Below are 12,990 nucleotides of genomic sequence, written 5' to 3' on the forward strand. Positions count from 1 at the left end.
TTCTCCCGCTCACGACTTTAACTGCAGCGATAAACAAGCATCAGCCAGCTCTTGCTTGGTTTTTCTGAGAACCCGGAATAAAGGATCCGGCATGGAAAAGATAATAAAATACAGAATGTCCTTGAGGCAAAAGGGATGCTTCCGAAGAACCGCCAACATAAGACATCTGGCCTTGGTCCGGTTTTCTACGATGTAATAGTAACCATAAGCGAATCTCTTCAAAGTATGATGCAAGTTGAAGCCAAATGCCGCATAGAACTCCCGATCAGTCAGTTTCGGAGATTCAATATGTTGAGAAATCAACTTATTAAAGACGTAATGATGAGCTTTCAAGTGCTTGTCCAGGTTTTGTGAAATGCCCGAGTTGCGTACTCGATAAGATACAAGAGTTCCCGGACAGAACATCACGTCAAAATTTCCGGATATCCGTAACCACAAATCATAGTCCTCACAGGATATGCACTCCCTGGTTTCATCGAACAAACCAATTTTTTCAAACACTTCTCTTCTTATCAAAGTGGCGGAAGGAGTGCCTATCCTGTTCTTCGTCAGGAATTCCCGGTAAACGCTGCCGCTGGGAAATTCCGTTGGGGCTTCATTGGGAATCACTCTTCCCTGTTCGTCGATCAGCTCCTGATACGAATAAACCAGGCCGCATTCGGGATTTTCAATCATGCGCTGCACTTGTACAGCAGTTTTTGTTGGATGCCACATATCGTCATCATCCAATAACGCAATCAAGTCTCCTTTTGCGATGGAAATACCATGATTGCGGGCTGCTGCGGGACCGGCATTCTCCTGGCGCACATACTTGACCTTCGGGAAGAACGGAGCCAATATTTTTTCGATATCCGCCTCGGATCCATCGTCAACAACAATGATTTCCAGCAATTCGTACGTTTGCGTCAGTGCGGATTGCACGGCATCTACGAGGTAGCGCGTACCGTTGTATGTTGGAATGACGGCAGATACACTAACCATATCCACACTCCCATTTGAACGGCCCCGGATCTTTTCCACAAAACAGGTCCGCTATTCGCTCTCAAATTTCCGAAAATCTGTCCTCGCTTTGCCATTTTCTCGTTATGAATTCATTCGATATTTCATTACGTAAAATTTCAAGGTAAGCCCTTCCAAATTTCAAATCCGGCTCGAGATGATTTCCTTCCGCCCATTCGTTCCATGATTTTATAAAAACAAGTTTGCGTTCGTCAGGTTTATCTCTCGATATTTCCAAGGCTTTTTTGACATGTTTTCTAAATGCTTCCGGGGTTGAATCATGAAGAACAAGGCCGTTGGATTTGCTCCTTGGCGTATTGTCCCAGTTTGGCAATAAACAGGGATAATTATCCCCATGTGCAATCTTGATCGGTTGCAAATCCGCAAAATCCTTTTCGTAGGAAAAAATAGCGGGTTTTCCTGTTTTGACTTGATATTGCTTGATCATCCATTTTATAGGCGTACGACGTGTGATCCAGGGTATGGAAGGATGACGCGATATTACATACGCATCGAATCCAAGCTGCTGCGGAATCCAATCAGGCTCTTCGGTCACTCCGACCAGATACAAACCCTTCAAACCAGCCTTTACCGCCATTTCCCTCCAGAAACCAATGACCCGCATGGGATCAGGTATTTCCTTGGGTCGGAATATCAGAAAGAGAGGCTTACCATCAACTGTTACATAACGTCTATCCGTGAAAGCCTTTAATAACTCCTGAAAGTGGCTGCTATAGTCGTCGAATCCGGGATAGGTTTGCTCGACTAATATTCTGTTCGGAGCACCATGCCAAATTCCAGTCCATGATTGGTTAGCCCAACAAAGACAAAAGGGAAAATCGGGTTCTCCCGATGCCAGAACCTCGTTAAAAGGTCTTTCGAGCAATCTTCTTCCAGCAAACCAGTAGTGATAATAACAAAATGCCTCTATGCCATATTCTCTTGCCATTTCAGCTTGTGCAGCTCTTGTTTCAGGCACCCTTAAATCATAAAAACCCAAATCAGCGGGGATATGCGGCTGGTAATGACCGCGGAACAATGGCTTTGCCTTTGCCACGTTTGTCCATTCGGTGAAACCTTTACCCCACCACGTGTCGTTTTCCGGGATTGGATGATATTGGGGCAGATAAAATGCGATCAATCTGGCCATAAGAATCCCTCTGAAGAGCAATCTTTCAGTCAAATATCCGCTGTATTCGCCAGGGGACCATCTCGTTGTACATCTTTTTAACAACCGGGTGGCATCTCTTCATTAACCTCATTATCGGGCTCACATCCCGGTAAAGGCATCTTATCTGCTTCTTTCTGACATTGAGCTTCTTAACCACTTCATTGTTTGATTTATTCTTCTGAATTTGCTTATCGATTGCCAAAAGGTAACCCTTTCTCATCTTAAGCTTGTTTACGCACATGGATTCTCTTCTCCTCCGGTAATTGGCGAGTGGCATTTCAATGAAAACGACCTTGGGATCGAGTGCGAACACATTCATCCAGCATTCCCAGTCCTCATGATTCGGCAGGTTTTCATCGAAGGCTACTCCATATTCCCGAAAAATAGCGGCATCAAACAAGAAGCAATGGGGTGGTATGCACAACTCTGTTTCCCATTTCATCATCAGGTCATCAAATGGCTTCTCGTCCTGCAATACGGGACTCATTCTTTCTCCGTACGTTATTGTCATGTCACCGATAGTGCTGAAAATATAATCGCAATAAGCCACCGCAATACCGGAGATATTCTTTATTTGTTCCAGTTGTAAACTGATCTTGCGGTCGTAAATCAGATCATCCGCATCAAGAAATTGCAGATATTTCCCGGAGGCATGCCTTATGCCGGTATTTCTTGCACTGGAAAGGCCTTTATTTTCCTGATAAAGGTATTTGATTCTGCTCCCATATTTCTCTTTCAACAATCCTCCAGTACCATCGGAAGATCCGTCATCGACAACTATGATTTCCAGATTATCGTATGCTTGATTCAATGAGCAGTCGATGGCATCGCACACCACTTCGCTGTCATTATAGGTTGGTATGATTATGCTTATCAGTGGGGATCGTTTCATTTTCTCACTAATCTCCTCTTATTCCCAAGTCATTGGTTCGAGTTTCAGGGATTTCAGCAGTTTATATAGTGCGGGAACATACAATCTCAATAACAACTTGAACGATCTTGTGCTCATTACAAAGTACTTTGTGACAGATCTCACGGCGAATTCTTTAGCCTTGGTCAATTTACCCATATCTTCATATTGTTCGGCTACATCAACATGCCGTTCGTGTAAAATACGTTTAATAATTCTCTTATATTTACTCTCCAGTAAATCGTAAAATTTTTCATAAACCTCAATATTTGCTTTATTTTTTTCTTCCCAGTTTTGCCTTATTCCAAACCACATTCCGGTCTGATGGATCACGTAAACCCCCATAATTTCGTTAATGTAGCCAATCTTCCCATACAGTGCATGCAAAATATCAACGGGCCAATCCCCCATTTTCAATGAACAAATCCAATGCGGGACGTGATCCAATAGCCCTCTGCGATACATCTTTGAACAAGTCGGAATAATGTTGCCTTTTTCCAGTAAATCCTCGACGGTAGAGAATTCTTTTTGACCGGGAGGGCAATAAACATGGCATTCATGGGATCCGTCCTTATAAAACATCAAAACATTATGAAAACAAATCACACATTCAGGATGATTATCCAGGAAATCCACCTGCTTCTGCAATTTGTAAGGAGATGTCCAATAGTCATCACCATCAAGCACAGCCACATATTCGCCTGTGCAGGATCCGAAAGTTTGCTCAGCGTTTCTATTTGCTCCAATATTTTTTTCATTCAATAACAATCTGAATTTATCAGGATATTTTTTTTGATAGTCACTGACGATATTGCGGGTATTATCGGTAGAGCAATCTTCGCCAATTACTATTTCATAGTCAAAGTTAGTCCTTTGCATCATGACACTATCTATCGCCTTCGCTATAAATTCCTCGTGATTGTATGTTATCATTGCTACGCTTACTTTCATGGGGCCTCTCTATTTTGAGTGGTTCATGTCAGTACCTGGTAACCCTCAAGGTAGTTCTTTTGGTCACGCCGCCATAAGCAGCAGAAATGGTGACCGATGTGGATCTGGTCACCCGAGTGGTGGTAATCGTGAACGTTGCGCTGGTGCTGCCACCCGCTATCGTTACATTGGCAGGCACACCGGCTGCTGACGAATTATCGCTTAACGACACTACCACACCGCCACTCGGCGCAGGACTGCTCAACCTCACCGTGCCCCTGGAAGTGGCTCCGCCCCTGACACTTGTTGGGCTTACCGAAAGCGCACTCAATACCGGCCGCGCAACCGTCAGCGTGGCTGTTCTCGTCACCCCCCCATAGCTGGCAGAAATGGTTACAGGAGTCGAGCCGGCCACCGGCGTGGTGGTAATCGTAAATATGGCGCTGGTGCTGCCACTCGGTATCGTCACGCTGGCAGGAACACCTGCTGCTGACGAATTGTCGCTTAACGACACCGACACACCGCCACTCGGTGCAGGACCGCTCAATCCCACCGTGCCCCGGGAAGTAGCCCCGCCTGCAACACTACTTGGGTTAAGCGAAAGCGAACTCAATGCTACTGTAGGCAAAACAGTAATAGTGACAGTTGCGACATTACTATTAATTGTTCCATTGTTCGCCATGTAGGTAAAACTGTCGTTCCCCGCATAGTTCGCAGCCGGTGTATAGGTGAAAGCTCCGTTGGTATTGAGGGTGAGGGTGCCATGGGATGGGCCGCTCACCAGTTGCGCCGTCAGGATCGCTCCCTGGGGATCGGTATCGTTGCCCAGCACTCCCGGGACAGCCTGATTCAGGGTCGTATTTGCGTTGGTGCTGTACGTATCATTCACCGCTACGGGGGTTGCCGACACCGAATACTGTATTTGGACAGTTGAAACTGAAGCACCTATCCGAACTTTTGCGCCATAGTTGGTGGTTCTATAATCCGCGGGATTAGCCGGTGTTCCATCAAGAAACACCTGCATATTCCCGATAGTCTCAGATGATCCCCTGGGAAGAACTATTTCAATGGCAGTGTCTGCGTCCGTAACTCCGAATACCGATGCCGTCACGATGGAGGTGTTACCGGACCTTGTGAAATTGGGAGTCACATTTACCTTCGAGCGTAAAAGCCACCAGTCGTAGATCCCTACGGCATTGGTGGACCACAATTTGGGCTTCGACATGCTATAACTCACGTACTCTTGTTCCAACCCTCCGCTGTTAGAAGGTGCATGTCCGTAGTAATTGAGCAACAATCCGCCGATGTCATAGTAGAAATCAACCGCTGCCCTTATGGAATCAGTAGTGTGACCCCATTCAAGGGCTTGAGGGATTTCAGTGCCGACAAACCAGTCGCTCGTCGGCTGCGAAACGTGAGAATAAATACGCTTGCCGGGTTTCTTATACGAGAGCGTGAAGTGCGGAAAGGGGCCGATTTTTTGTTCGCCCATGGTGATCGAGCCTAATTGCTCCAGGATATCGTAGGAATCTTCACGGGTGGAATTGAAGTATGGTGAAGCCCAGGTCCTTGGGCACGTCCCGGTTGCACCGCAACCGGGACGGCCGTTGTCGATCCCGGCCAGCCAGCCTTCGATATCCTTGAAAGAAGCCAGAATAGAAGCGGAAGCATAGGCCTTGCCGTTCGCGTAACCCGGCGGACTTTGGTCCAGCGCTTCGTCCGGCCCCCAGTGCCAGTAATCATGATCAGATGGTTGCAGGGAGGGGTTTCCGGGGTTCTTAAGACCGCCGTTGTGCGACCCGATTGTAGCCCCGTAGTAAGACACGGCGTCCCGAAGGCTGGAGATTATCGTGGCACGATCCGATCCCGTATAGGTGCGTAGCGCACCTGTACTGAAATAGTACTCGCCTACAGCCCCGATGGAATGTTCAAACTGGGCCGAGGATTTGATAGTTTTTATCAGGTCAATATATTCCTCAAAATCGTGGCGAACAACTAAAGCCGCGTCGTACGGATATCGCCATGGACTAAGCTTAACGATCGGAAGGGTGAAAGATTCGAAGGCCCACTCGATGGCCCTGCGATAGACGAGATAAGCATACATGCTTGGGTCGATCATTCCGTGGCCGATGAGTGGTTGAATTGCTCCATGGTAGATAAACTGTCCTTGTCCGTAATTCTTAACCGTCAGAAGCGGACCTGAATCACCATTTGCAACAACCGTAGCACCATTGGCAACAACCGACCATGTCCAGTGCTTGCCATGAATTACGTGGGCAGGTGAATTACCCCAGGGAATCTCCTCTGAGGTCAAGGGGGCGTTCCAAACGAGTGTACCACTTGGGATATGACTGGTCAGCCGATGGTCGGTAGTCTTGGTGAAATGCTTGTTCCCATACCAGTTCCAATTGTTGGATTCAGTCTGGTTGGAATTGGCCATGTGCAATCCCATTTCTCCGGCCAGGGCAAAATCACCACGGTTAGTGCCATCGGGATAACGTGTAAAGGCCGATGAGCCGACGAACACGAAGCCTCCTGCGCTGACATAATTGCGGAGCGGAGAAATCTCGTAATCGGCTATCGCTTCAGAAGCCAGGCTGATCAGAATCGGGTAGCGCGGCGAGCCATCAGGGTTAAGCAATTTGCCGGCAGCGATATCACTATCGCTTACCTCGACAAATGGTGTGCCATCCGAACTAAGCGCCTCTTTAAATGATTCATATGCAACGAAATAGTGCCATGAAGTATACCACCACTGGTAACCGGAAAACCCGGTCCCTGTAGGTGTCGGTGGGACAGCAGGTGTTGTTTCGAGTGCATGGGTGAACTCGGAGATGTGGATGGCGACGAAAGGCTCGGGAGGTGTTGAACCTTGCTGCGCAATCGCCTGATATGGAGCTGCTGAAACGGCTACGATGAGAAGGCACACTACTGGGAAAATATATCTAAACGACCTGAACAATATTTTTTCCATGGCTTAATCCCCCTGTTCTCAGAAACTGTATCTACCGAATTCGGCTAGGAGTCTGTCGGACTTAGGGAATCGTAGCGAGAGGATGGAAAATCGAGGACAGATTTCCGGAAATTTGAGAGCGAATAGTGGACCTATTCGTCGAAAATTTACGGGAATATGGACCGATTTGCCATTCTCGCAGTAGATTCATTCCTAAGTCCGACAGGCTCCTAGACCCTCCTCAAACAGACAAGCTCTCGAACGACAGCGTTTCGGGATTCCATATTGCTTCAGTAATTACACATGCAAGTCCTTATAGGGGCGAATGATTGGGCGAGGCAAGTCTCGCTCCTGCGTTGATATGTTTAATCACCGGAGCAATAGCAACATGACTTGACAACCTTTCTTCAGCCTCAAGACCATATACGACTGCCAGCCGCATTATCTGACAGATTTTTCTTATCTCATCCGGACCGACAGCAGTACCGGCAGGAAGAGAAAGCACACGGTTTGCGAGTCTCTCGGTTTCAGGCAACACCAGTCTTGCATGGGGAAAGTAGGAACGGTAAGGTTCCATCCTGTGACAGCCCGGATAGAAGTAACGCCGCGCCAGAACATTTTCTGCACGGAGAATGTCCACTATCTGATCCCGGGTCACGTGCGTAATGGATTCGTCGATTTCAAGAACGACGTATTGATAGTTGCACTTCTCCCTCTGATCATAATTGATGAGGGTGACTCCCGCCAAGTCTCTGAGTTCCTGTTCATAGCATCTGTAATTCCCGAAGTTCACTGCAATAAATTCATCTATACTTTCGAGATTCGTCAATCCCATCAGCGCAGAGAATTCGTTCATCTTCCCATTTGTCCCGATATAGATGACGTTGTCATATCCTGAGAACCCGAAATTCTTCATCAGGCGAATTTTGCCGGCCAGGTCATCGTCATTTGTGGCTATTGCTCCCCCCTCGCAGGTATTAAAGAATTTTGTTGCATGAAAGCTGAAGACCTCTGCGCTTCCGAAGCTGCCGATCATCCTCCCTTTGTACGAACAGCCAAAGCCATGGGCGGCATCAAACAGCAGTTTTAAACGATGTGAAGCTGCGATTTCTTCCAGTGCTTCGATATCGCATGGGCGGCCCCAGAGATGCACACCTATGATACCGGTCGTCCGGGGCGTGATCATCTTTTCTATGCAGGATGGGTCAATCGTGTGTGTTTTGGGATCGATATCGCAGAAAACCGGGGTAATCTCCTGCCATTGCAGCGCATGCGCGGTAGCAACGAAGGTGAAAGAAGGGAGAATGACTTCGCCTTTCAACTCGAGAGAACGGATAGCAATTTCCAAAGCAACAGTACCGTTGCACATGGAAATACAGTTCTTGACGCCGATCATGTCGGAAATCCGCCGTTCGAATTCCTGCACATAAGGCCCATTATTGCTGAGCCACTTTCTATCCAGCATGTCATTGATGCGCTTAAGCAATCGCTCCCGGTCCCCAAGATTGGGACGTCCGACATGGAGTGTTTCTTGAAAAGTGGGAGTTCCGCCAAATATAGCCAGATCATCGATATTCTCTTTCATCTGATACCTCCGATCACCAGAGAATCTTTTGCGAACAACGGCTCATATGCGTGCTGAAACTATCACTAATATCCGATACGGTTAACCATCCGATCTCTCAAACACTATCCTCTTGACTGTGGCGATAATTCCCGGCGCAGATCCCCGCCAAGGTTTTTCTATCTATCTTTCCCGATGATGTCATCGGCAGAGAATCCCGAAACTCCATAATCTCAGGCATCATATATTTGGGTAATCGCGTAGCACAATGCCTGACAACATCCTCTTTTCCGACCGTGCGGTTACTCATGGGAACGATAACGGCGACAATCCTGTTCCCGACAAGCTCGTCCGGAATTGGAAGCACCACGGCGGCCATGATCTCCGGATGGCTTGACAGCACAGTTTCTATCTCTTCAAGCTCGATACGGTAACCTCGACTTTTCACCATGTTGTCTTTGCGGCCGGAAAAAACATAATTGCCATGCCCGTCGATCCGGACAAGATCACCTGTCTTGTAGACGATTTTCCGGGAAACGGGATACCGTGGGTCAGGCACGAACTTATCACCGGTCATCCATTCCTCTCCCCAGTACCCAAGGGCAACGGTGGAACTGCCGACGTACAGTTCCCCGTCCTCCCCCACCCGGCTGATGACTTCCCCGGCGTCATTCAGAGCAAAGACTTCAAAGTTCGGGAACGGCCTGCCGATGGGGATGCGCCATGCGTCATCGTCGGGTAACTCCCCGATGGGATAAAACATTGAGGAATTCGCTTCAGTCTGGCCGTAAATATTAAAGAATGATGCATTGCCCATATGTTTTGTTAATACACGCAGATACTTTGCAGGCATGATATCGCCGGAAAAATGAACGATGCGCAGAGCGTCGAAGCTGTGCCGTTCCAGCATTCCCTTGTCTGCAAGCATGGTTAAAACTGAAGAGACCGAATTCCAGATGGTGATTTGTTCTTTAGCTATAAATTCACTCAACTTCACAGGAAATGTCGACAACAACTCGGGAAGCAGCACAATTGCCGCCCCGCATTTCACTGCAACGAATATGTCAAACACCGAGAGATCGAAATGCAACGGCGCGTGATTACAGAACCTGTCCGTCTCGCTTATCTTAAAAAACCTTGCTGCCATTTCAACAAAGGTAAGCGCATTCAGATGAGATATGGCAACGCCTTTCGGATTCCCGGTAGAACCGGATGTATGAAGTATGTATGCCGGGCTGCTGTCGGACATCTCTACGGATTGAAATTCGGAATCGCCGTTGTCGGATACCTGGTAAAATGGCAGACATTCGGCAAGAATATTCAGATGCCTTGACTCATCATGATCTTTTCCAACTACTATTGCCTTCGTAACAGACATTTGTTCCTCTGAATCTGATAATAATGTGTTCAAATTCGGAGATGATGCAATCAGACATTCAATGCCGCAGTGTTTGATAATATATGTAATCCTGTTAACCGGTGCAGAAGGGTCGATCGGTACATATATTGCCCCGGACTTCAGTATCCCAAAGAGAGATACGATCGTCTCGATCGATTTGGAAAGCATTATGCCGACACGATCACCCTTTTTTATTCCCGACTGCTGAAGTTTCCGGGCCAGATCATTGCTCTGTTGTTCCAGTTCGGAATAGGTTACGGATTTTTCCTTAAAGACGACGGCCACGTTATCAGGATATTTCCTGGCGCTGTGTTCCAATAAATGTTGAAGCAGATAGCCGCACATCTCATTTCTCCATCAATGTATTAAAGCCCGAGAAGACTCGCTATGACATTTTTTTGAATTTCGGATGTACCTGAATAGATCTTTCCTGCTATGGAATCCCGCAAGTTTCTTTCAAAATCCATTTCTGCAGAATAACCGTAGGCACCGTGTATCTGCAGAGCTTCCATGCAATTTTCCACATAACTTTCACTGACAAATAGTTTGGCAATTGCAGATTCGACAGGCGCCCGTTGCCCCTGTGCCTTCAACCATGCGACTTTGTAAAGGACAAGTCTTGACAGTTCGAGCCTGACTTGCATGTCTGCGATTTTATGGGATATGGCCTGGTATTTGCCGATAGGCTTTTCGAACTGATGCCTGTCATTCACATAACGGATACATTCTTCAAGATCTCTTCCCATGGCCCCTACGTGGGTAGCAAACAAGCAACTCCTCTCCCATTCCATTTCTGAATTGAAGATGGCGGCACCTGCGCCTTCTTTCCCCAGCCTGTTCTCTTCCGGGACTTCGCAATCCTGGAGAATAACCTCTCCGAGCGGGCAGGTCTTCAACCCCATCATATCAAGGGGTTTTCCTACCGAAAATCCGGGGAAGCCTTTTTCAACGATAAAGGTCGAGATCCCGGCAAAACCTTTTTTTGCATCCGTGACCGCAAACACCAAAAGGATGTCTGCTATAGGCGCATTTGTAATAAACATCTTTGTCCCGTTGATAATATATCGATCACCTTTTTTTTCGGCTTTGCACTTCATGCTGAATGCATCGGAACCGGAATCCGGCTCCGTCATGGCATGACCCCCCTTGAGCGAACCATTGCAAAGACCCGGCAAATATTTTTTCTTTTGATAATCGGTGCCGAATTTAAGTATCGGGGACTCGCAAGTCCAGATATGTGAGTTGATGGCAAACAAAAGACCGCTGTCCCTGCAGCCATAGCCAAGTCCTTCCATGGTGGCAACGCATGTCAAAATGTCCACGCCGAGACCACCGTACTCTTCCGGTATGGGAAGTCTCTGTATTCCAAATTCGGCGCACTTTTCCCAGCCATCCTGGTTGAATTCACAGTTCCTTTCGCGTTCTTTGGCACCTTTATTGAGTGCCTTCTCCGCAAATTCGATGGCCGAGTTTTTAAAGGTCAGCTGGTCTTCAGTGAATGAAAAATCCATGGTCTTTTTATCCTATTTTCAGGTTCATCCGGGAATTCCGGGGAAGGCCGCCTGCCGCGACTTCGTCCGTTCGTTCGGTCGCCGCAGCTGCGGACCTTGCACCGTCTCCAATGTAATTGCCTGAATATTCGTTTGCTGACGAAGCTGCTTCTTTCAATCTCGGGCGGGTGTCCGCTTGCCGCTTCGGCTCTGTCATTCACTCCCGAAGCCACGGCAGCCGTCACCGGAAATGTCGGAAGAACCTTTTTTTACCGAGGCCATTCCTGAAAGTGCATAAATAAGCGCCCATGAAGCCAGATGTGAAGAAAAACCATGGGGGTCCTGATTTGGATAAACTTCAACATAATCGAGGCCTGCTATGCCGGATGCTCCGATCCTCTGCAGGGAAGGAAGCAGTTCGTGAGGCATCAGGCCGTTGAAATCGGCCGGTCCCCCCGGATTGAAGCCCGCATCTATGCAATCGCTGCATATGGTAACGAGGACATATTTCGTATCCTGATGAGCAATGTCGATCGCCTCGCTGATAACGTCATCGATACCGCGCTTTCTGATTTCATTGATGGCAAAAATTCTTGCCCCCATGCTTTGGGCATACGCAAACTGTGAAGACGAGTTTCTCGGCCCCCTGATCCCTATATGTACTATGCTCCTGGTTCTTACCTTTTCAATTTGGGCAATCCTGTGAATCGGACCGCACCGCGGGAATTTATCTCCACCAAAAGCCCTTGAATTATCTAAGTGAGCGTCAAAGTGGATCACGCCGATATTCCCGTCGATATTGTCGCTCAAGGCCCTGATTATCTCGGGGGTGAAGGAATGATCGCCACCCAGTACGAAAGGAATACTATGGTTTTCATATACTTTCCCCATCGTCTCATACACGTTTTTCATGGTGGCCAGTTCATCGTTCGGATTTACCGGAACATCCCCGATGTCCCCTATTTTCAGATAATCGAAAAGATCCAGTTCATATTCCGGCAAAAATCCCCCATATCGTGCAGAAGCATGCCTTATCGTTTTCGGAGACAGTTCACAACCGCTGAAGGTGCCCCACGTCACCGTTCCTTCCCAAGGCACACCGGCAACTATGACGTCATACCCATTTACAAGCGCTTTCGAATCGAGCACCGTCGTTCCCAGAAATGAGGGAGTATCCCCGTACACCTTCGGCAGGGAAGCCTTTCTGTCAGCTACCATAGGAATATCTTTGGGTGTCATTATTTCCTCCTTTCGACAATGAGGCCATGGCTTGTACTACAAACTCAAACTGCCTGGTTCTGCATTTGCTGTTCGACAAGCTTGACCATGCTATTAAGGCATTGAAAGTTCTCGGGGATTATCTCCTCGTCAATTATCTTTATGTCGAAGGTCTTCTCCATAAAAGCTATCAACTTCATGAGTCCCAGCGAATCGATAATCCCCTGTTCGAGAAGATCTTCATCAGGTTCCAGCGACGTTTTACCAAGACCGACGGCAATTTCGGCAAGCAAAACTTTTTCAAGTTCCTCTAAAATCCTCATCTGAATACCCTCCTCTTTAATCGGATTCGATAA

10 protein-coding genes are annotated in these 12,990 nt (G+C 47.6%); all 10 read right to left on the reverse strand.

What is annotated here, in order from left to right; genetic code table 11:
* Positions 1–9: 9 nt before the first annotated feature.
* Entirely contained in the window at positions 10–981 is a 972-nt protein-coding gene (locus GURA_RS22855) for a glycosyltransferase family 2 protein (RefSeq protein WP_011939217.1), read from the reverse strand.
* Positions 982–1,042: 61 nt separating this feature from the next.
* The gene (locus GURA_RS11920) at positions 1,043–2,149 is read right to left on the reverse strand and encodes a glycosyltransferase WbsX family protein (protein WP_011939218.1); all 1,107 of its coding nucleotides are present in this window, start codon (positions 2,147–2,149) and stop codon (positions 1,043–1,045) included.
* Between the two features lie 25 nt (positions 2,150–2,174).
* Complete coding sequence (locus GURA_RS11925; protein ID WP_011939219.1) at positions 2,175–3,062, reverse strand: glycosyltransferase family 2 protein; 888 nt, start codon at positions 3,060–3,062, stop codon at positions 2,175–2,177.
* An 18-nt stretch (positions 3,063–3,080) separates the two neighbouring features.
* The gene (locus tag GURA_RS11930) at positions 3,081–4,031 is read right to left on the reverse strand and encodes a glycosyltransferase (RefSeq protein ID WP_011939220.1); all 951 of its coding nucleotides are present in this window, start codon (positions 4,029–4,031) and stop codon (positions 3,081–3,083) included.
* A gap of 28 nt (positions 4,032–4,059) precedes the next feature.
* Entirely contained in the window at positions 4,060–6,651 is a 2,592-nt protein-coding gene (locus tag GURA_RS11935) for an Ig-like domain-containing protein (RefSeq protein ID WP_157046190.1), read from the reverse strand.
* A gap of 625 nt (positions 6,652–7,276) precedes the next feature.
* Positions 7,277–8,548, reverse strand: a complete 1,272-nt coding sequence (locus tag GURA_RS11940; protein ID WP_011939222.1) for a DegT/DnrJ/EryC1/StrS family aminotransferase — start codon at positions 8,546–8,548, stop codon at positions 7,277–7,279.
* A gap of 97 nt (positions 8,549–8,645) precedes the next feature.
* Positions 8,646–10,271, reverse strand: coding sequence for an amino acid adenylation domain-containing protein (locus tag GURA_RS11945; protein ID WP_011939223.1), 1,626 nt, complete (start codon positions 10,269–10,271; stop codon positions 8,646–8,648).
* Positions 10,272–10,291: 20 nt separating this feature from the next.
* The gene (locus tag GURA_RS11950; protein ID WP_011939224.1) at positions 10,292–11,437 is read right to left on the reverse strand and encodes an acyl-CoA dehydrogenase family protein; all 1,146 of its coding nucleotides are present in this window, start codon (positions 11,435–11,437) and stop codon (positions 10,292–10,294) included.
* A 192-nt stretch (positions 11,438–11,629) separates the two neighbouring features.
* Positions 11,630–12,655, reverse strand: coding sequence for an agmatinase family protein (locus tag GURA_RS11960; RefSeq protein WP_011939225.1), 1,026 nt, complete (start codon positions 12,653–12,655; stop codon positions 11,630–11,632).
* 44 nt (positions 12,656–12,699) lie between these two features.
* Complete coding sequence (locus tag GURA_RS24660) at positions 12,700–12,957, reverse strand: phosphopantetheine-binding protein (protein WP_011939226.1); 258 nt, start codon at positions 12,955–12,957, stop codon at positions 12,700–12,702.
* Between the last annotated feature and the right edge of the window lie 33 nt (positions 12,958–12,990).

Origin of the sequence: Geotalea uraniireducens Rf4 (assembly GCF_000016745.1) — a bacterium.
GTDB classification, from domain to species: domain Bacteria; phylum Desulfobacterota; class Desulfuromonadia; order Geobacterales; family Geobacteraceae; genus Geotalea; species Geotalea uraniireducens.